Source organism: Sphingomonas sp. SRI_018 (assembly GCF_057586275.1).
Genome location: NZ_JBYCZO010000002.1, coordinates 62,427 through 81,829, shown reverse-complemented (window position 1 = coordinate 81,829; position 19,403 = coordinate 62,427). Strand labels below are relative to the sequence as shown.

The following is a 19,403-nucleotide window of genomic DNA, read 5'->3' as shown; positions in this document are numbered from 1 at the left end:
TGCGTGAGCGTCCCTCGACTTCGCTCGGGACGAACGGGGGTAGGGGACTTGTCTCAGCACGAACGGGGTGAGGTGCGGTCCTTCAACACCAACCACGCATAGCCGAGCAGCAGTACGAGCGCGGCGGCCGCGGTCAGATAGGGCAGCGGCCGCCACAGCTCGTAGAGACCGACGCCGATCGACGGCCCCAGCACGAAGGAGGCGCCGTTGATCGACGTCACCTTGCCGGCGACCGATCCCTGCGCCTCGGCGCCGACCGCCAGGCTCGATCCGGCGGTGAAGCCGGGGCGGATGAAGCCGAATCCCATCGCCGCCAGCGCATTGCCCATCGCGATGCCATAGAGCGTGCCGGCGGTCCCCGTCGCCGCGCAGCCGACCGCCGCGATCGCCAGCCCGATCCGCACCAGCGTCGCGGGCCTCAGGTTGAGCAGCGGGATGAAGCCCCATTGCACCAGCAGCGCGGAGACTGCGCCGATCATCAGCACCAGGCCGGTCGGCGGCAATGCCTCGGCCGGGGCCAGGTGGAGCCGGTCGATCACCAGGAAACCGATCACCTGACCCGTCATCGCCTGAGCATGGCCCATCACCAGCCCGACCGTCATCCAGCCGCGGACGCGCGGGTCGAGGAAGCCGACGCGCTCGTCATGCCCGGCGACGGCGGCGGTGACGCTCGCCCCGGTCGGCGCGCCGCCGATCGAAGGATAGGCGGAGGCGACGCCATGCCCGGCGAGGTCCGGCTGGCCGGACAGCTGCCGCGCCGCCGCGGTCAGGACGACGAGACCGATCATGCAGCCGACGAAGGCCGGGCCGGCCAGGCCGATCTCGACCGACCCGAGATGCCCCACCACCAGATAGGGCGCGATCGCGGGGCCGAGGATGGTGCCGAGCCCGAACGCCGATCCGAGCAGCGCCAGCGCCCGCGTGCGCTCCTCGCGCGTGGTGCGGCCGGCGACGATCGCCTGCACCGCCGGCGGTGCCGCCGAGCCGAGGCCGCCGTAGAACATCCGCCCGATCACGAAGAGCGCGAAGGCGAGCGTCCCCGGAATCCAGCCGTTGATCCCCGCGGCGAGGAACGATCCGCACAGGAACAGCGACAGGCAGAAGCCGGTGAGCCCCAGCAGCACCATCGCCCGCCGTCCATGCCGGTCCGACCGGTTGGCCCAGAACGGCGCGGCGACCACCCAGAGCAGCGCCGAGACCGAGAAGGCGACCGCCACCCAGCTGTCGCGCACGCCCAGCGACCGCCCCAGCGCCGGCAGCACCGACTGCAGCGCCGTGTTGCCCGCGGCGATCGTCAGCATCACCACGAACAGCATCGCGAAGGTGCGGTCGAAGCGCGGACCGTTCATCCGCTCATCGCTTAAGCGGCCGGTCGCATTGTGCAACCGTTCCCGCTTCCTACATGCAACCGGTGCGCTTGCACTTTCGTTGCAGTTTTGCGACGGACGCTCGCTTGTCGCCGGCTTCGCAAGGATCATGATGACCAGCTCGCTTTCCCTCGGCCGCTCGGCACGCAAGAGCAAGCGCCGCCTCTCGCCGCAAGCGATGTTCTTCCGCGAGTTCTTGAGGCGGCCGGTGATGGTCGGATCGATCATCCCGTCGTCGAACCGCACGATCCGGCGCGTGCTCGACCGCGTCGACTGGGCCAGCGTCAAGCTGTTCGTCGAATATGGCCCCGGCGTCGGCACCTTCTGTCAGGCGGTGCTCGACCGGCTGGGCCCCGACGCGCAATATATCGCGATCGACACCAACCCCGATTTCGTCGAGTATCTGCGCGATTCCTTCCACGATCCGCGCTTCACGGTGGTGCAGGGATCGGCCGAGGACGTCGAGAAGATCGCTGCCGAACATGGCCATGAGCATGCCGATTACGTGCTCTCGGGCCTGCCCTTCTCGACGCTGCCGCCCGGCGTCGGCGACCGTATCGCCGCGGCGACGCGCCGCGTGCTCCGGCCCGGCGGCGCCTTTCTCGTCTATCAGTTCAACCCGAACGTCCGCAATTTCCTGACACCGCATTTCGATCGCATCGACTATGAGATCGAATGGTGGAACGTGCCGCCGGCGCAGATCTGGTGGGCGTGGAAGGATTGATCCTTTCGACGTAATCCGGGCGGAAGGCGACCGTCCTCCTGATATGGATCAAGCATTTCCTGCGTTGACGCACGGGCATGAATCGATCACGCGAAGACCCATGGACCAGCTCAACCTGTCCGAGGCCGAATGGCGCAAGCGCCTGACGCCCGAGCAATTCCACGTCCTGCGCGAAGCCGGCACCGAAGCGCCGTTCGCGGGCAAGTACACCAACAACAAGGCCGACGGCGTCTATCGCTGCGCCGGCTGCGGGCTCGAGCTGTTCGACAGCGAGGACAAATATGATTCGGGTTCGGGCTGGCCGAGCTTCACGCGCCCGATCGCCGAGGACCATATCACCGAGCATGGCGACGCGAGCCATGGCATGGTGCGCACCGAGGTACGCTGTGCGCGCTGCGACGGGCATCAGGGCCATGTCTTCCCCGACGGGCCGCCGCCGGCGGGGCTGCGCTACTGCATCAATTCGGTCAGCCTCGATTTCCGCGCCAGGGCGAACGGGAAGGCGGCCTGATCCCCTTGTCCGTGAATCGGTAACCGCGTAATCCTCCCGCCGACGCGATGGCGAGCCGCAGCACCCGATCCCCCAAGCCGCGCTGGCGCCGCGTCCTCGCCTGGACGGTCGGCATCGGCCTGACGCTCGCGATCCTCGGCCTCGCCGCGCTGGCGATCGCCGTCTATACGGCGCGTGCCTCGCTCCCCAGCTTCGACGAGCTCAAGTCCTCGCCCAACGGCCAGATGATCCGCGTCCATGCCGCCGACGGCACGGTGATCGTGTCGCTGGGACCAAGCTACGGCGAGTGGATTCCCTACAGCCAGATCCCGAAGGTTATGCGCGACGCGATGGTCTCGGTCGAGGATCGCCGCTTCCGCTCGCACATCGGCGTCGATCCGGTCGGCATGGCGCGCGCGATCAAGTTCGGCATCGAGAACCGGAACAACGGCCGCCGCCTCCAGGGCGCCTCGACCATCACCCAGCAGGTCGCGCGCACCATCTTCCTGTCGAACAAATACGACTGGCGCCGCAAGATTCGCGAGGGCATCCTGGCGCTGGCGCTCGAGCGCAAGTTCAGCAAGGACCAGATTCTCGAGCTCTACCTCAACAAGGTCTATTTCGGCGGCGGCGCCTATGGCATCGACGCGGCGAGCCGGCGATTCTTCGGCCATCCTGCCACCAACCTGTCGCTGAGCGAGGCCGCGGTGATCGCCGGGCTGGTCAAGGCGCCGTCGCGCTATTCGCCCACCGCCGATGCCGAGGCCGCGGTCGGCCGCGCCGGCGTGGTGCTGCAGACGATGGTCGAGACGGGCGCGATCACGCCGGCCGAGGCGGCGAGCGCCGATCCCAAGGCAGTTAAGCTCGCGCCCGAGCCGCAGCAGAACTCCGTCCGCTACTTCACCGACTGGGCGCTGCCCCAGTTGGAGACGCTGATCGACGAGACGGTCGAGCCGCTGGAGGTGTGGACCACGCTCGACCTCAACATGCAGCGCGCCGCAGACCAGGCGATCGATGCCAACACCCCCGGCGGCGCCCAGGGCGCGCTGGTCGCGCTCGACCGCGGCGGCGAGGTACGCGCGATGGTCGGCGGCAAGGATTACATCAGCTCGATCTACAACCGCGCGACCCAGGCGACGCGCCAGCCGGGTTCGGCGTTCAAGCTGTTCGTCTATCTCGCCGCGCTGGAGGCCGGCCACAAGCCCGACGATGCGATCGTCGACGAGCCGGTCAACATCAACGGCTGGAGCCCGCGCAACTCGTCGCGGCGCTTCTCCGGCCAGATCGATATCCGCACCGCCTTCGCCTATTCGATCAACACCGTCGCCGCGAAGCTGGGGCAGGAGGTCGGCTTCACCACCGTCGCCGACATGGCGCGCCGCTTCGGCATCACCACGCCGGTCAACACCCATCCCTCAATGGTCCTCGGCACCAGCGACGTGCGCCTGATCGACATGACCCGCGCCTTCGCCAGCGTCGGGCAGAAGGGGGTGATGGTCACGCCCTATGCGATCACCCGCGTCACCGCCAACGGCCAGGTGATCTATCAGCATCAGGTCGACACCAGCCGCGTGCTGGTCGCCCCCTATGTCGCCGCCGAGATGACCGACCTGCTCCAGACCGCCGTCAACACCGGCACCGCGCGGGCGGCGCAGATCGGGCGGCCGGTGGCAGGCAAAACCGGCACCACCAGCTCGAACAAGGACGGCTGGTTCCTCGGCTTCTCCAGCGGCATCACCACCGGCGTATGGATGGGGCGCGACGACGCGCGCCCGATCCCGGGCCTGCAGGGCGGCACCGCGCCGGCGCGCGCCTTCGCCAGCTTCATGCGCAAGGCCGTCGCCAATCGCCCGATCGAGAATTTCGACACCGAGGTGAAGTTGCCCGAATGGCAGCTCGAACCCGATGACGAGGCCTATCTCGGCCAGCCCGACAACGGGATGATGGTCGATCCCGACGGCAATCCGCTCGAACCCGCGCCCGACGATTTCGCCGTCCCTGAGCCCGGCACCGGGACCGAGAACCAACCTCCGCTGCCCGAAGGCGGCGGCGAGCAATTGCAGCCGCCACCGCAGCGGCTCGATCAGGACTTCATCGACCGCGCGATCGGCCGCGACCGCTCACGCGAGGCACCGCCGCGCCAGTCGCCGTCGCAGCAGGGAACACCCCGGCCGCTGGACCGCGACCGTCCTCCCCCACGCGCTCAGGACGAGCGGCCGAACCAGTGAAGCCGGGCGCCGTGGGCGCGCAGCCAGGCGCGCGCCGCAGCGGGATCGCCCTCGAACAGCGCGGCGACCAGCCGATGGAAGGCGGGGCCGTGGTTCATATGGACGCGGTGCGCGACCTCATGCGCGACCGTCGCGCGGCGGACATGGGCGGGGGCGAGGATCAGCCGCCAGCTGTAGCGGATCGCCCCGCTCGACGAGCAGCTTCCCCAGCGCCCGCGCGGATCGCCGATCGTGACCGCCTCGACCGTGACGCCGGCCCTTTCGGCGTAATGCGCGGTCTCCTCGCTCAGCACCCGCAGCGCCTCGCGCTTGAGCCAGCGGGCGATCCGGCCGGCGAAACCCTCCACTGGGCCACCGCACACCAGCCGGTCACCCTCGCGGACCGGCGTGCGGACGGCGCCGAGGCGATGCTCCAGCGCCACCTCGATGCCGCCGATGGGGATCACCATCCCTGGCAGGAACGGCCGCGCCTCGGGCAATTTCGCGCGCTGCGAGGCGATCCAGCCGGCCTGCTCCTCGGCCCAGGCCAGCGCCGGCTTCAACGCCGCGCGCTTGGGCAGCGTCAGGCGTACCCGTCCGCTCGCCGGATCGACCGAAAGCTTGAGCCGCCGCGCGCGCGGATGGCGGCGGACCTCGATCGCCGTCACAGCTCGCGGTCGATCATGTGGTGCTCGAGCTCGCCGGCATCGACTTCCGACACCGTCCAGCCGCGCGTCGATTCGCCGGCGCGGTGCACCGCCTCGCGATCGCCGCACACCAGATAATGCCATTCCGGCAGCGGCTCGCCGGCCGCGCGCAGGCGATAGGCGCAGGTGCCGGGCAGCCAGTCGATGTCGGCGACGTTGCGCGTCGTCAGCCGCACGCAGTCGGGCACATGCGCACGGCGGTTGCGATAGTCGCTGCACAGCCCGGTACGCCGGTCGAGCAGCCGGCAGGCGACATTGGTCGGGTAGAGCGCACCGCTCTCCTCGTCCTCCAGCTTGTGGAGGCAGCATTTGCCGCAGCCGTCGCACAGCGCTTCCCATTGCGCGCGGTCGAGCCGGTCGAGCGGCAGCGTCTCCCAGAATTTCTCGTCGGTCACTTCACCCAGCGTTTGAGCTCGTCCGTCACGGCCGCAGGGCCCTTGTCGGCCGGCAGTAGCGCGATCGGCGCCCCGTCCGGACCCATCAGATAGGCCTGGCGGCTGTGCTGTACCAGATAGCCTCCACCCGGCGCCGGCGGTTCGAGCTTGTAATAGATGCCATAGGCCTTGGCCGCCGCGTCGATCTCCGCCTTGCTGCCGGTGAGGCCGACCATGCGCGGATGGAAGGCGGAGACGAATTGCTTGAGCACCGGCGGCGTATCGCGGGCGGGATCGACGGTGACGAAGATCGGCACCACCTTCGCCCCCAGCGCCGGCGAGGCCTGTTCGAACGCCTTGAGGCCCGCGCCGATCGCCTGCACGTCGATCGGGCAGACGTCCGGGCAGTAGGTGTAGCCGAAGTAGACGATGCGGTAGCGGCCGGCGAAATCCTTGTCGCCGACGCGTTTGCCGTCCTGGTCGGTAAGGGTGAAGGGGCCACCGATCCGGGCCCCGGCCAGCGGCGGCGGAGCGCTCGAATCCGCGCCGCCGCCGCAGCCGGCGAGCGCGAGCAGCAGGGCGAGAGCCGGTAAGCGTCTGTTCATGGCATCGCGAGCCTTGGTCTGCTAATCGGTTCCATGCAAGCTCAACAGGATCCTTCGTCGATGGTGTCGCCCGCTTTCCGCCTCGTCCTCGCCGCCGCGCTGCTCGCCGCTCCCGCCGCGCTTCCCGCCCAGCGCATGTCCGACAGCTACGAGTTCCTGAAGGCGGTACGCGAAGCAGATGGCAACAAGGTCACGCAGATCCTGGACAAACCGGGGTCGCGGATCATCAACACCCGGGACGATTCGGGCGACGCGGCGCTGCACATCGTGACCAAGCGCGGCGACGTCACCTATCTCCGCTTCCTCATCGCCCGCGGCGCCAACATCAACATCCAGGACGGGCGCGGCAACACGCCGCTGATGCTGGCGGTGAGCGCAAGCTGCTTCGACTGCGTCGACGTGCTGACCCAGCAGAAGGCGAACGTGAACCTCGCCAATGCCTCGGGCGAGACCCCGCTGATCCGCGCGGTGCAGCTGCGCAATCTCGAGATGGCGCGGCGGCTGCTCGACGCCGGTGGCAATCCCGACCAGCGCGACGTGGTCGCCGGTCTGTCCGCGCGCGATTATGCGACGCGCGACACCCGCTCGCCGGCGCTGACCAAGCTGCTCGCCGATGCGCCCAAGGCCGGCAGCAGCCGCAGGGTTGCGGGACCGGGGCTCTGATCCTCCGACCCCGGCACGACGCCGGGGGGACGGTGAGGGCCAGAGTTTGATCCATCCGGCTTGAAGCAGCTGTTCCCCGGCGAAGGCCGGGGCCCAGCTGCGAGCGGTTCGATACTGGGCCCCGGCCTTCGCCGGGGAACAGCTACAACTGGCCGAATCCGACTCTAATACCCCCCGAGATCGCCGAACGCGTCCGGATCCATGAGCCCGATCACCCGCCGCGCCGCACGTCTTGCGAGCGCGAGCGTGCAGCGGCGGCGGGCATGGACGGGCAGCGCCACCGTCGCCGCTTCACGCACGATCGCCGCGTCATAGCGGTCGGCGACGATCACCCCGGAACGCTCGGGCAGGAAGCCCGGCCCGTCGAGCGGACTCGCATCGAAACCCTCCGGCACCGCCCAGTAGAAGCGGTCACAATGCCCCAGATAGTCGGTCCATTTGGCGTCGCCGAGCAGGTCGGCCCGCGATACCTTGATCTCGACGATCACCAGCCCGCCTTTGGCATCCAGCGCCATCAGGTCGGCACGGCGCCCGCCGTCGAGCGGCACCTCCGCGATCGCGACGATATCGTGACGGAGCAGCATCCGGCACACCCCACGCGCGACGTCGGCAGCGACGAGAGGGGCCGCAGAATCGGAAAGGGGCACGGCGCTGGCCATGCCCCTTCCTAGAACATCATGGGAACGCTGGAAAGCGCTCGTGCGCCGTAAGACGGTACCGGCCCGCTCCCCCACCCGGCCACCCATAAGATACTGCCGTTGGGTGGCCGGGTGGGGGAGCGGGCCGGTGCCGCCTAGATAAACGACTCAGCGATAGAAGACGTGGTTGCCGATCGCGGCGACCTTCGACAGCCGCCAGCCGGGCGAGACCCGCCGCGCATGGAAATAAAGCGCACTGCCGGCAGCCGAATCCCACAGGTCGCGCTGCGCGACCTTGGCGACCGCCACCGCGGTCTGCCATGCCTTGCCCTTGCCGGTCGGCACATAGCCGCCGCGCACGAACGAGAACTGGCCGCGCTGGGTCAGCACCGAGCACACCGAGGTGGGGAAGCGGCCCGAGCGGGTGCGGTTGAGGATGGTCTCGGCGACCGCCAGCTGGCCGGCGAGCGGCTCGCCCTTCGATTCGAAATAGACGCCGGAGGCGAGGCACTGGAGCTCGCGATCGTCGTCGAGCGCGGTGTTCTGCGCGGCGACCGCATCGGCGAGCGAATCGAAATCGTCCTCAGCCTGGACAGGCTGCTGCTCGTCCTCGGCCGGAATCGCCTGGATCATCGCAGGCTGCGGCTGGACGGTCTGAACCGTCGCGGTCGGCTCAACGGCGGCCTGGGGCGCCGGAGCGGGCGGAACCTGGGGAAGGGTGATGGCGTTGAGCGTAGTGAGCGGCGCGGAATCGAGCTTCTGGGCGAAGCCGGGCGCCGAGGTGCCGACGAACACGGCGCTCACGAGAAAAACGGCCGCAGGAATTGCGGCGCGGGCAACGAACGACATTCAACAACGATCAAGTGCGGTTGGCACACGATCCGGCGGCTTCCCCGCTCTTCGATGAGGCGGGTTCGATACGGATCGGGATACCCCCCGACTGCGTCACCGGCCGAAATCGCACTTCGAACGGCACAACGCGAACATAATGACACCGGTAGGTCATTCCGCGGCGCAGCAAAGTCAATTCAACGCAATCGTTTCAGCGACGAATCGTTCTCCTTCCGGGATATCCAGTTCGATTACCCACAAATCGGGATCGCGCTCGACGCGGCGGCGCCAATAGGCGGCGATCGCCTCCGCATCCTCCTCGCGCGGGCCCGTTCGGATGAGTGCGGTACGACCATCGGGGCCGATTCCGCGCTCGACGAAACGCGGCTCGCTCCCCCTTTCGAGCAGCAGCACCAGCAGCGCCCCGGCCTGATCGTCGCCCCGCGCGAGCACCATCGCGCTGCCGCCGGCATCATGGACTCGGCGGATCAGCGCCTTGGCCAAGAGACCACTCGGCAGACGTTCGATCACGCGTGATAACCAGGCAGCCCCGCCAGCGGGATATTCGAACGCATGAAGGTGCCGGTCCCCCGCGCCGCTTCCTCGCCCGAGGCGTCGACCAGGCGCGCCTCGGCGATCAGCACCCGCCGCTGTCCGCTCACCCAGCGGCCTTCGGCGATCACTGGTCCTGCTCTCAGCGGCTTGGTGAACAGCAGGTTGAAGGCGGTGGTGAGCAGGAAACGATCGCTGACCAGGCTGTTCGCCGCATAGAAGGCGGCATCGTCGAGCATCTTGAAATAGGCGGTGCCGTGGAGCGCCCCCGCGGCATGGAAGAAGCTTTCCGCGACGATGAAATGAATCCGCGCCTCGCCCGGCGCGACGATCTCCATCCGCGAATCGAACAGCCGGTTGATCGGCGCCGCGTCATAAAGCGATTCGAGCGCGCGGAAATGCGCCTCCGCGCCGGCGGGCGGAGACGACCCCTCAGGCGGCATCGCGGGCTTCGATGCCGGTGAGCAGGGCGTAGATCGCGTCGGGCGATGCCGCGCCGCGCAGCTTGTCGGCGAGCGCCCGGTCGCGCATCCGCCGCGAGATGCGCGCCAGCGCCTTCAGATGCTCGGCGCCGGCGCCGGCCGGCGACAGCAGCATGAACACCAGGTCTACCGGCAGATCGTCGACCGCCGCGAACTCGATCGGCCGCGACAGACGGGCGAACAGCCCGCGCACGCCACTCAGTCCTTCGATTCGCGCGTGCGGCACGGCAATACCGCCGCCGAAACCGGTGGTGCCGAGCTTCTCGCGCGCCGCCAGCCGGTCGACGATCAGCTTGGCGTCCATCCCCCAGAGCTTCGCCGTAGCGGCGCCGAGCGCGGTGAACAGCGCGCGCTTGCTGCCGACGGCCATGTCCGCGAACACGGCGTCGGGGCCGAGCAGGTCGGTAATGTCGTTCATCGATGATCTTTCGGCAGATGGGCTCAGTCGGCGCGGTTGGGCTCGACCCAGCCGATCGTCCCGTCACCGCGGCGATAGACCATGTTGAGGCTGCCGGTGCCGCTGTTGGTGAAGAGCAGCGCGTTGGTGTTCCTGAGGTCGAGCATCATCACCGCGTCGGACACGCTCGCGCTCGGGACGTCGACGCGGGTCTCGGCGATGATCAGCGGGGCCTCGGCGACGTCTTCCTCGCCGCCCGCGTTGAAGACGGTATAGCCGGCGTTGTCATACGCCTGACTCTCCTGGACCGCGACCGCCTCCCCGGCATTGCGGTCCTTGAGCCGGCGCATGTAGCGTCGCAGCTGCTTCTCGATCTTGTCGGCGGCGCCCTCGAACGCGCCGTGCGCGTCCTGGCCGTCGTTGCTGCCCTTGAGGATCAGCCCCTGCATGACATGCGCGACGATGTCGCAGGTGAAGCGATGGTCGTGCGGCCCCTTGCCGAAGGTCACCTGCGCCGAGAGCGCGCGCGAGAAATATTTGTCCGCGATTCCCTGGAGCCGCTCCGCAACATGGCGCTTGAGCGCGTTGCCGGTTTCGACCTGATGGCCAGAGACCCGGATATCCATCGCTTCCTCCTTTCAAAATTGGGGATGGCGCAAAGGAAGCGCGCCCCCCGGCGGACTCATCCCAACGCCGGAGACCCCCATAACGGTTCCTTGACCGTCGTCAGGAACTCGGCGTGGCGCGCAAGTTCTTCCTCGCTGGCGGCGTGCGGCCGCGCCGGCCGCACCACGGCGCGCGTCACCGGCGCCGCGACCTCCACCGTCTCGACCTCGACCGCGAGCCCCAACCCGATCTGCCGTCCGCCGGACAGCTCGACATAGACCTGCGCGAGCAGCTGCGCGTCGAGCAGTGCTCCGTGGAGCACACGGTGGCTGCGATCGATGCCGTAACGCGTGCAGAGCGCGTCGAGCGTGTGCTTGGCGCCCGGATGCTTCGTCCGCGCCAGCACCAGCGTGTCGATCATCCGCGTGCGGCACACTTCGGGATGGCCGCAGCGGCCGAGCTCGCCGTTCAGGAAGCTGAAGTCGAACCCGGCGTTGTGCGCGACCAGCGGCGCGTCGCCGAGAAACTCCAGCAGCTCGCCGACCAGCGAGGCGAACACCGGCTTGTCCGCGAGGAAGGCGTCCCCCAGGCCGTGCACAGCCTGCGCTTCGGCCGCCATCGCGCGCTCGGGATTGATATAGGCGTGGAAGGTGCGGCCGGTCTCGACCTTGTTGATCAGCTCCACGCAGCCGATCTCGACCAGCCGGTCGCCACCGGCGAAGCTGAGGCCGGTGGTCTCGGTGTCGAACACGATCTCGCGCATATGGCCCCTTATCCTCCCGACTGCGGCATCAGGCAAGCGATCACGCAGCGCACGACGGCGCGCGTCTCGTCCAGCGGTCCGCCGGTCGGGATGACGAAATCGGCGCGGGCGCGCTTTTCCGCGTCGGGCATCTGCTTGGCAAGGATCGCGGCGAATCGTTCCTCGGTCATGCCGGGCCGGGCCAGCACGCGTTCGCGCTGGACCTCGGGCGGGGCGGAGACCACCGCGACCTTGTCGACCTGAGCCTCACCGTGGGTCTCGAACAGCAGCGGGATGTCGAGCACGACGAGCGGCGCATCGGCATGTTCGGTGAGGAATCCAGCACGCTCCTCGCGCACGGCGGGGTGGACGATCGCCTCCAGCGCCTTCAGTTCGCCGGGCCTGCCGAACACCGCAGCGCCGAGCGCTGGCCGGTCCACCCCCGCCGGTCCTGTGGTGCCAGGAAAACGTGCCTCGATCGTCGGCAGGATACGCCCGCCCGGGCCCTGCAATCGATGAACCACGGCGTCGGCGTCAAATACGGGGACGCCTTCATCGGCGAACATCGCCGCGACAGTCGATTTCCCCATGCCGATCGAGCCGGTGAGGCCCAGCTTGATCATGACGTCAGCAAGGCGCGCAGCTCGTCGTCGCGCTCGCGAGGGGGCTCGGCATCGAACAGCAGCTCGAACGCGAGCGCCGCCTGCCCCACCAGCATCTCCAGGCCGTCGACGGTATCCAGCTCACGCGCGCGCGCCTGTGCCAACAGCGGCGTCTCCAGCGGTGAATAGACGATGTCATAGACCACCGCCTCCTCGGACAGCGGCGAGAGATCGATCTCCAGCGGAGGATGGCCGGTCATGCCGAGCGCGCTGGTGTTGACCAGCAGCGCGCTGGTCGGCGCGAGCGGCGCGGTGAGCGGCACCACATCGCCCTTGAGTCCGAATTGCGCGAGCAGGCCGGCGGCCTTGAGCGGCGTGCGGTTCATCAGCGTGACGCGGCCGACCTCCAGCCGCGCCAGCGCGAACAGCACCGCCCGCGCCGCGCCGCCCGCACCGATCACCGTCACGTGCTGGCCGGCGAGGTCGAGTCCACCGATCGGCGCGGCGAACCCGCCGGCGTCGGTGTTGGTGCCGATCAGGGCATCGCCGTCGCGCAGCACGCAGTTGATCGCGCCGATCGACTGGCGGATGCCGCCGCGATCCTCGACATGATCGAGCGCGGCGACCTTGTGCGGCAGCGTGATGTTGCACCCCCGCCAGGCCGGATCGGCACGGCGCTCGGCGAAATAGGCGGCGAGACCGTCCGGCGTGACCAGCGTCTTGCGATATTCGGCATCGATGCCGAGCGCATCGAGCCAGAAGCCATGGATCACCGGCGACTTGGACTGGACGATCGGATCGCCGATCACCTCGGCATAGGCTCGCGTCATGACGTCAACACGCCTCTCACACGCAGATAATCGAGCACCGGCAGCAGCGGCAGGCCGAGCACGGTGAAGTGGCTTCCATCGATGCGAGCGAAGAGCTGGGCACCCAGTCCCTCGATCCGGAAGCAGCCCACGCAGCCGGCGATCGCCGGCCATTCGGCATCGAGATAGGCTTGCACGAAGGCATCGCTCAACGGCCGCACGAACAATGTCGCGGTATCGACCTCGCGCCACACCGGCCGGCCGGCTTCGGCGATCACCGCGGCGCTATGGATCTTGTGACGCTTGCCCGACAGAAGCCTCAGATGCTCCTCGGCCTCGGCGCGCGTTGCCGGCTTGTCGAGGATCGCGCCGTCGGCAAGCTCGACGATCGAATCACTGCCGAGCACGAGCGCGCCGGGCTCGTTCATCGACACTTTGCGCGCCTTCAATTCGGCGAGTGCATCGGCAGTGTCGCGCGCGCTCACGCCGGCGAGCCCTGCCTTGGCTGCCGCTTCGTCGACGTTGGGCGGCACCGCCATGAACGGCACGCCCGCCGCCTCCAGCATCGCCCGGCGCGACGCGCTGCCGGACGCCAGGATCAATCTCATGTCTCCACCTTCGGCAGGTTGCGGTCGTTGACGAGGCCGATGATCGCCGCGGCCGTCTCCTCGATCGAGCGGCGGGTGACGTCGATCACCGGCCAGCCGTTGTCGGCGAACATGCGGCGGGCATAAGCGACCTCCTTCGCCACCGCTTCCTGCTCGACATAGGCGGTCTCGGTCTTCTGGTTGAGCGAGAGCAGACGGTTGCGCCGGATCTGCACCAGCCGGTCGGCGCTCGTGGTGAGGCCGACGATCAGCGGATTCCTGAGCGCGAACAGTTCGGACGGCGGCGGCGATTCGACGACGATCGGCACGTTGGCGGCCTTGTAGCCGCGATTGGCGAGATAGATCGACGTCGGCGTCTTCGACGATCGCGAGACCCCGACCAGCACGATGTCCGCCTCTTCCCAATCCTCCGGCGCGATGCCGTCGTCATGGGCGATGGTGAACTGGATCGCGTCGACGCGCGCGAAATAGGCGGCGTCAAGCATGTGCTGCCGGCCGGGCCGCGCCTTCGCCTCCTGCCCCAGCATCGCCGACAGCGCGTCGTTGACCCCGTCGAGTGGCGCCACCGCCGGAAGGCCCATCGCCCGGCACCGGCTCTCCAGCGTCTCGCGGATCGCATGGTTCACCAGCGTGAACAGCACCAGGCCGGGATTCTGCGCGATCTCCTGCAGGATGCGCTCGAGGTGCGCCTCGCTTCTCACCATCGGCCAGAAATGGCGCTGCGTCTCGACGTCGTCATATTGGGCGAGCGCCGCCTTGGCGATGTTCTCCAGCGTCTCGCCGGTCGAATCCGACAGGAGGTGCAGATGGAGCCGCATTCAGGACAGACCTGTGGAAAACATGGGGACGAGCGCTAGCGCAACCCCGTCCATGCGCCAAGCGAGGTGATTCCGATCGATTCGTCCATGACAATCCACAGCCCCGCCGACAGCGCCCGATTTGCCCCACAGCCTGTGGATAGCGGGGATGCCGCTGCCCGACTCCCGTCCGCGCCGCGATGAATCGCATCGTCAAGCTGTTGGCAGATGCGGGATGCTCGCCTAATCCCGGCCATCCACCCGCCAACAACCTTCAACAACCCTTAGATTTTTCCTTTAATAGAGGTAGGCGACGCCGGTGAGCGTGAACGAGAGCAAGCCGCTGCTGGCGACGCTGAAGGGGGAGCGGCAGGCGATCCCCCCGACATGGCTGATGCGCCAGGCCGGGCGCTATCTGCCCGAATATCGCGCGCTGAGAGAAAAGAAGGGCGGCTTTCTCGAGTTGGTGACCGACAGCGCCGCGGCGGCCGAGGTCACACTCCAGCCGATCCGCCGCTTCGGCTTCGACGGTGCGATCCTGTTCTCCGACATCCTGATGGTGCCGTGGGCGCTCGGGCAGGATCTGTGGTTCGAGATGGGCGAGGGCCCGCGGCTCGCCCCCACGATCGGCCGCAGCACGATCGATGAGCTCGTGCCGGTGCCGGGGCGGCTCGATCCGGTTTATGAGACGGTGCGCCGGGTGAAGGCGTCGCTCGATCCTGCCACGACCTTCCTCGGCTTCGCAGGGGCGCCGTGGACGGTGTCGACCTATATGATCGCCGGCCAGGGCAGCCGCGAGCAGGCCGAGGCGCGCCGGCTCGCCTATGCCGATCCCGGGCTGATGGCGGCACTGGTCGATCGCATCGTCGCGACGACGCTCGATTATCTGGAAGGCCAGGTCGCTGCCGGCGTCGAGGCGGTGCAATTGTTCGACAGCTGGGCGGGCAGCCTTTCTCCTGCGCAGTTCGAGACCTGGGTGATCGGTCCCACCGCCCGGATCGTCTCGGAACTCCGCACGCGCTGCCCGGACGTCGCGATCATCGGCTTCCCCAAGGGCGCCGGCGGCAAGCTCCCGGCCTATGCGCGCGAGACCGGCGTCGATGCGGTCGGCATCGACGAGACGGTCGATCCGTTGTGGGCAGCCACCGGCCTGCCCGCGGGGTTGCCGGTGCAGGGCAATCTCGACCCGCTCGCGCTGATCGCCGGCGGCGCGCCGCTCGACGATGCGATCGATCGGATCCTTGCGGCCTTCGAGGATCGGCCGCATGTGTTCAACCTCGGCCATGGCATCTTGCCCGACACGCCAATCGCGCATGTCGAGCAACTGCTGGCCCGCGTACGGAGGACGGCATGAGCAATTGGCTCGGCAGCACCTATCTCTGGGTCAAAGCGGCGCATGTCATTTTCGTGATCTTCTGGATGGCCGGGCTGTTCATGCTGCCGCGCTATCTGGTCCATCACCAGGACGCGCTCGGAAACCCCGGGGAAGCGGCGAAATGGGTCGAGCGCGAAGCCAAGCTCCGGCGGATGATCCTGACGCCGTCGATGATCCTGGTGTGGGTGCTCGGCCTGATGCTGGCTACCAACCTCGGCCTGTTCGACGGCGCGCCGAATCTCGGCTGGCTCCATGCCAAGCTGCTGCTGGTGGTGCTGCTCTCGGGCTACCACGGCTGGGCGGTCGCCTATGCGAAGAAGCTCGCGCGCGGCCAAGCCACGCTCGCGACGCGGACGCTGCGGATGATCAACGAGATTCCGGCGCTCGCCGTCACGCTGATCGTCATCCTGGTGATCGTCCGCCCCTTCTGAGCGCCTTGACTTGGGCTTGAGCCGCACCTAACTCACTTCTGTGTCGGGACACCGCTCCAGCGGGCTCGGCATCCCTCCTTTCATCGCCAGCGCGCTCGCACTTCCTCAGCCGTTCAGCGCCTGCCAATCTCCCTCGATCCTACCTACCGGACGCTTGAAATGCATCTCAAGGACCTCAAGAAGAAATCCCCCGCCGAGCTGGTCAGCATGGCCGAAGAACTCGGTATCGAGGGCGCGTCGACCCTGCGCAAGCAGGACCTGATGTTCGCGATCCTCAAGGTCCAGGCCGAGAACGGCGAGCAGATCATGGGTCTCGGCACGATCGAGGTGCTGCCCGACGGCTTCGGTTTCCTGCGCAGCCCCGAGGCGAACTATCTCGCCGGCCCCGACGACATCTATGTCTCGCCCAACCAGGTCCGCAAGTTCGGCCTGCGCACCGGCGACACGGTCGAGGGCGAGATCCGCGGGCCTAAGGACGGCGAGCGCTATTTCGCGCTGACCAAGCTGGTCTCGGTCAATTTCGACGACCCCGACGCGGTCCGCCATCGCGTCAACTTCGACAATCTGACGCCGCTCTATCCCGAGCAGAAGCTGACGCTCGACCAGCTCGATCCGACCCAAAAGGACAAGTCGGCGCGCGTCATCGACATCGTCTCGCCGCAGGGCAAGGGCCAGCGCACGCTGATCGTCGCGCCGCCCCGCGTCGGCAAGACGGTGATGCTGCAGAACATCGCCAAGGCGATCACCGACAACCATCCCGAGGTCTTCCTGATCGTGCTGCTGATCGACGAGCGGCCCGAGGAAGTCACCGACATGCAGCGCTCGGTGCGCGGCGAGGTCGTCTCCTCGACCTTCGACGAGCCGGCGACGCGTCACGTCCAGGTGGCGGAAATGGTGATCGAGAAGGCCAAGCGCCTGGTCGAGCACAAGAAGGACGTGGTGATCCTGCTCGATTCGATCACCCGCCTCGGCCGCGCCTACAACACCGTGGTGCCGAGCTCGGGCAAGGTGCTGACCGGCGGCGTCGACGCCAACGCCCTGCAGCGGCCGAAGCGTTTCTTCGGCGCCGCGCGCAACATCGAGGAGGGCGGCTCGCTCTCGATCATCGCCACCGCGCTGATCGACACCGGCAGCCGCATGGACGAGGTGATCTTCGAGGAATTCAAGGGTACCGGCAACTCCGAGATCGTGCTCGACCGCAAGGTCGCCGACAAGCGCATCTTCCCGGCAATGGACGTCGGCAAGTCCGGCACCCGCAAGGAAGAGCTGCTCGTCCCGAAGGACAAGCTGTCGAAGATGTGGGTGCTGCGCCGCATTCTCATGCAGATGGGCACCGTCGACGCGATGGAGTTCCTGCTCGACAAGATGAAGGACTCCAAGACCAACGAGGATTTCTTCGATTCGATGAATCAGTAGCCGAGTGCGGCCGGAATTAGCGCCGCTAATTCCGGACTCGCACCGGCTCGGCCGGCGGAGCAAGGCTCCGGCCGACGGCGTGGGCTTTGCTCACGCCCTGACGGGTGCTGAATCCCTTTGCCCTCGCCGGCTAACCCGCTAAGCCCGCCGGCATGACCGAGCTCTGGCAGCATATCGTCAACGACTTCGCCAACATCACCAGCCCGAGCGCGCTGAGCGCGTTCCTGCAGGTCCTGGCGATCGACGTGATGCTGGCGGGCGACAACGCCATCGTTGTCGGCGCGCTCGCCGCTGGTCTTCCCGCCAATCAGCGCAAGCAGGTGATCCTGATCGGCATCATCGCCGCGCTGGTGCTGCGCATCATCTTCGCGCTGGCGGTGACGCAGCTCATGCAGATCATCGGCCTGATCTTTGCCGGCGGCCTGCTGCTGCTGTGGGTGTCATGGAAGATGTGGCGCGAGATCCGGCAGGACGTGAATCACGACGAGGAACTCGGCAATCTGAAGCCCGCCAAGAGCTTCGCCGCCGCTGCCTGGGCGGTCGCGGTCGCGGACGTGTCGATGAGCCTCGACAACGTCCTTGCCGTTGCCGGTGCCGCGCGCGAGCATCCGGGCATCCTGATCGTCGGCCTGCTGCTCTCGGTCGCGCTGATGGGCATCGCCGCCAACGTCATCGCCAAATACATCGAGCGCCACCGCTGGATCGCCTATATCGGCCTGGCGGTGATCCTCTACGTCGCCTTCAAGATGATCTACGAGGGCTGGACCGACCACCAGGTCGGGGTGCTGAGGCTGTTCAGCTAACGCGTCAGCCGAGATTGTCGGCGAAGAACTGCCGTGTCACCGCATCGGCGCGCACGGCAGAGTCGGGTGAGCGGCGCTTGCCCATCTCGGTCGCGAAGCCGTGATCTTCGCCCGGATAGTCGACCAAGGCGACCTTGGGATGATCGTCGAGCCCCTCGTGCATTGTCTTCTGCACCTCGGGCGACACGAAATGGTCGGCGCCGGCGATATGCAGGAGCAGCGGATGCGCGATCGCGTGCTTCTCGCCGAGGAGATTGTCGATGCCGACCGCATAATAGCCGACGCTGGCGTCCACGTCGGTGCGCGCCGCGGTCATATAGGCGAGCCGGCCGCCCAGGCAGTAGCCGACGCAGCCGACCTTGCCGCCGCCGATCTCGGCGCGGGCGGCGCGGATCGTCGCCTCGATGTCGCGGATGCCGGCGTCCTGGTCGAACCTGCCCATCCAGTCGAGCGCCTGTTGGAACTGCTCGGGCACGTCGGGATCGAGCTCGATGCCGGGTTGCAGCCGCCAGAACAGGTCGGGCGCCACCGCGAGATAGCCGTCGGCGGCGAGCTTGTCGCACTTTTGGCGGATGCCCGGATTCACCCCGAAGATCTCCTGGATGACCACGATCGCCGCGCGCGGCTCGCGGGTCGGGCGGGCGACATAGGCGGAGAAGCTGCCTTGGCCGTCGAGCGCTTCGATCGTCAGCGTCATATGAGTCTCCCGTGCCTGGCTTCGTGGTCGAGCAGCCACCGTTTGGTGGCGAGTCCCTCGCCCGCCGAATAATGGCCGAGCCCGTCCGCGCCAAGCACGCGGTGGCAGGGGACGACGATCGGAAAGGGATTGCGCGAGCAGAGCTGCCCGATGGCGCGCGGGCCTGAATCGAGCCGGCGAGCGAGCGCGCCATAGCTCATCGTCTCGCCGTAACCGATGGCGATCAGTCCACCCCTAAGTTCTTGTCCTCGCGTGGTTTTTGCGGGTTCGAGTGGCAAGGTGAATTGCTGCAGCGCACCATCGAACCACGCCTCGAGCTGCTCGGCCGCGGCAACGACCGCCGGCGCGTGCGCTCGCGACGGAGGCGAGCGATCGCGCTCGATCGCGATGCGGTGAATGATGGTCGCATCTCCTTCGATCCGTATGGTACCGACGGGCGTTGCGATCAGGGCTGTGTCGCGCGCATAAGGCATGGCTCAG

Annotated in this window: 25 protein-coding genes; 8 read left to right on the top strand and 17 right to left on the bottom strand. The window is 67.8% G+C overall.

Annotated elements, in window-relative coordinates; all coding sequences use genetic code 11:
- Positions 1 to 53: 53 nt before the first annotated feature.
- Positions 54 to 1,349, bottom strand: coding sequence for an MFS transporter (locus tag AC2YHA_RS12295; protein ID WP_487401804.1), 1,296 nt, complete (start codon positions 1,347 to 1,349; stop codon positions 54 to 56).
- Positions 1,350 to 1,479: 130 nt separating this feature from the next.
- Between AC2YHA_RS12295 and AC2YHA_RS12290 the strand changes: the two genes are divergently transcribed.
- From AC2YHA_RS12290 to AC2YHA_RS12280, 3 genes are all read left to right on the top strand, one after another.
- Positions 1,480 to 2,091, top strand: coding sequence for a class I SAM-dependent methyltransferase (locus AC2YHA_RS12290; protein ID WP_487401803.1), 612 nt, complete (start codon positions 1,480 to 1,482; stop codon positions 2,089 to 2,091).
- A 100-nt stretch (positions 2,092 to 2,191) separates the two neighbouring features.
- Positions 2,192 to 2,602, top strand: a complete 411-nt coding sequence (gene msrB / locus AC2YHA_RS12285) for a peptide-methionine (R)-S-oxide reductase MsrB (RefSeq protein ID WP_233784627.1) — start codon at positions 2,192 to 2,194, stop codon at positions 2,600 to 2,602.
- Positions 2,603 to 2,649: 47 nt separating this feature from the next.
- On the top strand, positions 2,650 to 4,809 hold the full coding sequence (locus AC2YHA_RS12280) for a PBP1A family penicillin-binding protein (RefSeq protein WP_487401802.1): 2,160 nt from the start codon (positions 2,650 to 2,652) through the stop codon (positions 4,807 to 4,809).
- Here AC2YHA_RS12280 and AC2YHA_RS12275 read toward each other — a convergent pair.
- From AC2YHA_RS12275 to AC2YHA_RS12265, 3 genes are read right to left on the bottom strand one after another with little or no spacing between them, the layout of a single operon-like run.
- Complete coding sequence (locus AC2YHA_RS12275; protein WP_487401801.1) at positions 4,785 to 5,456, bottom strand: M48 family metallopeptidase; 672 nt, start codon at positions 5,454 to 5,456, stop codon at positions 4,785 to 4,787. The two genes, AC2YHA_RS12280 and AC2YHA_RS12275, sit on opposite strands and share 25 nt — an antisense overlap.
- On the bottom strand, positions 5,453 to 5,899 hold the full coding sequence (locus tag AC2YHA_RS12270; RefSeq protein ID WP_233786674.1) for a YcgN family cysteine cluster protein: 447 nt from the start codon (positions 5,897 to 5,899) through the stop codon (positions 5,453 to 5,455). The genes AC2YHA_RS12275 and AC2YHA_RS12270 overlap by 4 nt, the downstream gene beginning before the upstream one ends.
- Entirely contained in the window at positions 5,887 to 6,474 is a 588-nt protein-coding gene (locus AC2YHA_RS12265; RefSeq protein WP_487401800.1) for an SCO family protein, read from the bottom strand. Before AC2YHA_RS12265 ends, AC2YHA_RS12270 begins: the two co-directional genes overlap by 13 nt.
- Positions 6,475 to 6,534: 60 nt before the next feature.
- On the opposite strand from AC2YHA_RS12265, the gene AC2YHA_RS12260 reads away from it, so the two are divergent.
- The gene (locus AC2YHA_RS12260; RefSeq protein ID WP_487401799.1) at positions 6,535 to 7,137 is read left to right on the top strand and encodes an ankyrin repeat domain-containing protein; all 603 of its coding nucleotides are present in this window, start codon (positions 6,535 to 6,537) and stop codon (positions 7,135 to 7,137) included.
- A 164-nt stretch (positions 7,138 to 7,301) separates the two neighbouring features.
- Here the strand turns inward: AC2YHA_RS12260 and AC2YHA_RS12255 are convergent, their stop codons facing one another.
- From AC2YHA_RS12255 to AC2YHA_RS12205, 11 genes are all read right to left on the bottom strand, one after another.
- Entirely contained in the window at positions 7,302 to 7,796 is a 495-nt protein-coding gene (locus AC2YHA_RS12255) for an MmcB family DNA repair protein (RefSeq protein WP_487401798.1), read from the bottom strand.
- 147 nt (positions 7,797 to 7,943) lie between these two features.
- Positions 7,944 to 8,579 carry a cell wall hydrolase gene (locus AC2YHA_RS12250; RefSeq protein ID WP_487401797.1) on the bottom strand — a complete coding sequence of 212 codons (636 nt, stop codon included), beginning with the start codon at positions 8,577 to 8,579 and terminating at the stop codon, positions 7,944 to 7,946.
- Between the two features lie 219 nt (positions 8,580 to 8,798).
- Positions 8,799 to 9,137 carry a DUF1491 family protein gene (locus AC2YHA_RS12245; RefSeq protein WP_233784634.1) on the bottom strand — a complete coding sequence of 113 codons (339 nt, stop codon included), beginning with the start codon at positions 9,135 to 9,137 and terminating at the stop codon, positions 8,799 to 8,801.
- Positions 9,134 to 9,601 carry a PaaI family thioesterase gene (locus AC2YHA_RS12240; protein WP_487401796.1) on the bottom strand — a complete coding sequence of 156 codons (468 nt, stop codon included), beginning with the start codon at positions 9,599 to 9,601 and terminating at the stop codon, positions 9,134 to 9,136. Before AC2YHA_RS12240 ends, AC2YHA_RS12245 begins: the two co-directional genes overlap by 4 nt.
- A complete protein-coding gene (locus AC2YHA_RS12235) occupies positions 9,591 to 10,058 on the bottom strand; it encodes a PTS sugar transporter subunit IIA (RefSeq protein ID WP_233784636.1) in 468 nt (155 codons plus the stop codon). Before AC2YHA_RS12235 ends, AC2YHA_RS12240 begins: the two co-directional genes overlap by 11 nt.
- A gap of 23 nt (positions 10,059 to 10,081) precedes the next feature.
- Positions 10,082 to 10,663 carry a ribosome hibernation-promoting factor, HPF/YfiA family gene (hpf, locus tag AC2YHA_RS12230; protein WP_233784637.1) on the bottom strand — a complete coding sequence of 194 codons (582 nt, stop codon included), beginning with the start codon at positions 10,661 to 10,663 and terminating at the stop codon, positions 10,082 to 10,084.
- Between the two features lie 56 nt (positions 10,664 to 10,719).
- Positions 10,720 to 11,406 carry a DNA polymerase III subunit epsilon gene (dnaQ, locus tag AC2YHA_RS12225; RefSeq protein WP_487401795.1) on the bottom strand — a complete coding sequence of 229 codons (687 nt, stop codon included), beginning with the start codon at positions 11,404 to 11,406 and terminating at the stop codon, positions 10,720 to 10,722.
- 8 nt (positions 11,407 to 11,414) lie between these two features.
- Positions 11,415 to 12,008 (bottom strand): dephospho-CoA kinase, encoded by a 594-nt coding sequence (gene coaE, locus AC2YHA_RS12220; RefSeq protein ID WP_487401794.1) that lies wholly within the window; start codon positions 12,006 to 12,008, stop codon positions 11,415 to 11,417.
- A complete protein-coding gene (locus tag AC2YHA_RS12215) occupies positions 12,005 to 12,817 on the bottom strand; it encodes a shikimate dehydrogenase family protein (RefSeq protein ID WP_487401793.1) in 813 nt (270 codons plus the stop codon). The genes coaE and AC2YHA_RS12215 overlap by 4 nt, the downstream gene beginning before the upstream one ends.
- Positions 12,814 to 13,404 carry a Maf family protein gene (locus AC2YHA_RS12210; RefSeq protein ID WP_487401792.1) on the bottom strand — a complete coding sequence of 197 codons (591 nt, stop codon included), beginning with the start codon at positions 13,402 to 13,404 and terminating at the stop codon, positions 12,814 to 12,816. Before AC2YHA_RS12210 ends, AC2YHA_RS12215 begins: the two co-directional genes overlap by 4 nt.
- Positions 13,401 to 14,222 carry a pyruvate, water dikinase regulatory protein gene (locus AC2YHA_RS12205; protein WP_233784642.1) on the bottom strand — a complete coding sequence of 274 codons (822 nt, stop codon included), beginning with the start codon at positions 14,220 to 14,222 and terminating at the stop codon, positions 13,401 to 13,403. The genes AC2YHA_RS12210 and AC2YHA_RS12205 overlap by 4 nt, the downstream gene beginning before the upstream one ends.
- Positions 14,223 to 14,520: 298 nt before the next feature.
- On the opposite strand from AC2YHA_RS12205, the gene hemE reads away from it, so the two are divergent.
- From hemE to AC2YHA_RS12185, 4 genes are all read left to right on the top strand, one after another.
- Entirely contained in the window at positions 14,521 to 15,555 is a 1,035-nt protein-coding gene (gene hemE / locus AC2YHA_RS12200; RefSeq protein ID WP_487401791.1) for a uroporphyrinogen decarboxylase, read from the top strand.
- Positions 15,552 to 16,007, top strand: a complete 456-nt coding sequence (locus tag AC2YHA_RS12195; RefSeq protein ID WP_487401790.1) for a CopD family protein — start codon at positions 15,552 to 15,554, stop codon at positions 16,005 to 16,007. The genes hemE and AC2YHA_RS12195 overlap by 4 nt, the downstream gene beginning before the upstream one ends.
- Before the next feature lie 159 nt (positions 16,008 to 16,166).
- Positions 16,167 to 17,423: a transcription termination factor Rho gene (gene rho, locus AC2YHA_RS12190; protein ID WP_233784644.1), complete on the top strand. Its 1,257-nt coding sequence runs from the start codon at positions 16,167 to 16,169 to the stop codon at positions 17,421 to 17,423.
- A gap of 152 nt (positions 17,424 to 17,575) precedes the next feature.
- Positions 17,576 to 18,226 carry a TerC family protein gene (locus tag AC2YHA_RS12185; protein WP_487401789.1) on the top strand — a complete coding sequence of 217 codons (651 nt, stop codon included), beginning with the start codon at positions 17,576 to 17,578 and terminating at the stop codon, positions 18,224 to 18,226.
- A 4-nt stretch (positions 18,227 to 18,230) separates the two neighbouring features.
- Here the strand turns inward: AC2YHA_RS12185 and AC2YHA_RS12180 are convergent, their stop codons facing one another.
- The gene (locus tag AC2YHA_RS12180; RefSeq protein ID WP_487401788.1) at positions 18,231 to 18,923 is read right to left on the bottom strand and encodes a dienelactone hydrolase family protein; all 693 of its coding nucleotides are present in this window, start codon (positions 18,921 to 18,923) and stop codon (positions 18,231 to 18,233) included.
- Positions 18,920 to 19,396, bottom strand: a complete 477-nt coding sequence (locus AC2YHA_RS12175) for a methylated-DNA--[protein]-cysteine S-methyltransferase (RefSeq protein WP_233784647.1) — start codon at positions 19,394 to 19,396, stop codon at positions 18,920 to 18,922. Before AC2YHA_RS12175 ends, AC2YHA_RS12180 begins: the two co-directional genes overlap by 4 nt.
- Positions 19,397 to 19,403: the final 7 nt, after the last annotated feature.

Coding starts and splice junctions, on each gene's coding strand:
- AC2YHA_RS12295 (WP_487401804.1), bottom strand. CDS start 1,349: ATGAACGGTCCGCGCTTCGACCGCACCTTCGCGATGCTGTTCGTGGTG.
- AC2YHA_RS12290 (WP_487401803.1), top strand. CDS start 1,480: ATGACCAGCTCGCTTTCCCTCGGCCGCTCGGCACGCAAGAGCAAGCGC.
- msrB (WP_233784627.1), top strand. CDS start 2,192: ATGGACCAGCTCAACCTGTCCGAGGCCGAATGGCGCAAGCGCCTGACG.
- AC2YHA_RS12280 (WP_487401802.1), top strand. CDS start 2,650: ATGGCGAGCCGCAGCACCCGATCCCCCAAGCCGCGCTGGCGCCGCGTC.
- AC2YHA_RS12265 (WP_487401800.1), bottom strand. CDS start 6,474: ATGAACAGACGCTTACCGGCTCTCGCCCTGCTGCTCGCGCTCGCCGGC.
- AC2YHA_RS12260 (WP_487401799.1), top strand. CDS start 6,535: ATGGTGTCGCCCGCTTTCCGCCTCGTCCTCGCCGCCGCGCTGCTCGCC.
- AC2YHA_RS12255 (WP_487401798.1), bottom strand. CDS start 7,796: ATGGCCAGCGCCGTGCCCCTTTCCGATTCTGCGGCCCCTCTCGTCGCT.
- AC2YHA_RS12240 (WP_487401796.1), bottom strand. CDS start 9,601: ATGCCGCCTGAGGGGTCGTCTCCGCCCGCCGGCGCGGAGGCGCATTTC.
- AC2YHA_RS12235 (WP_233784636.1), bottom strand. CDS start 10,058: ATGAACGACATTACCGACCTGCTCGGCCCCGACGCCGTGTTCGCGGAC.
- hpf (WP_233784637.1), bottom strand. CDS start 10,663: ATGGATATCCGGGTCTCTGGCCATCAGGTCGAAACCGGCAACGCGCTC.
- dnaQ (WP_487401795.1), bottom strand. CDS start 11,406: ATGCGCGAGATCGTGTTCGACACCGAGACCACCGGCCTCAGCTTCGCC.
- coaE (WP_487401794.1), bottom strand. CDS start 12,008: ATGATCAAGCTGGGCCTCACCGGCTCGATCGGCATGGGGAAATCGACT.
- AC2YHA_RS12215 (WP_487401793.1), bottom strand. CDS start 12,817: ATGACGCGAGCCTATGCCGAGGTGATCGGCGATCCGATCGTCCAGTCC.
- AC2YHA_RS12210 (WP_487401792.1), bottom strand. CDS start 13,404: ATGAGATTGATCCTGGCGTCCGGCAGCGCGTCGCGCCGGGCGATGCTG.
- AC2YHA_RS12205 (WP_233784642.1), bottom strand. CDS start 14,222: ATGCGGCTCCATCTGCACCTCCTGTCGGATTCGACCGGCGAGACGCTG.
- AC2YHA_RS12195 (WP_487401790.1), top strand. CDS start 15,552: ATGAGCAATTGGCTCGGCAGCACCTATCTCTGGGTCAAAGCGGCGCAT.
- rho (WP_233784644.1), top strand. CDS start 16,167: ATGCATCTCAAGGACCTCAAGAAGAAATCCCCCGCCGAGCTGGTCAGC.
- AC2YHA_RS12185 (WP_487401789.1), top strand. CDS start 17,576: ATGACCGAGCTCTGGCAGCATATCGTCAACGACTTCGCCAACATCACC.
- AC2YHA_RS12180 (WP_487401788.1), bottom strand. CDS start 18,923: ATGACGCTGACGATCGAAGCGCTCGACGGCCAAGGCAGCTTCTCCGCC.
- AC2YHA_RS12175 (WP_233784647.1), bottom strand. CDS start 19,396: ATGCCTTATGCGCGCGACACAGCCCTGATCGCAACGCCCGTCGGTACC.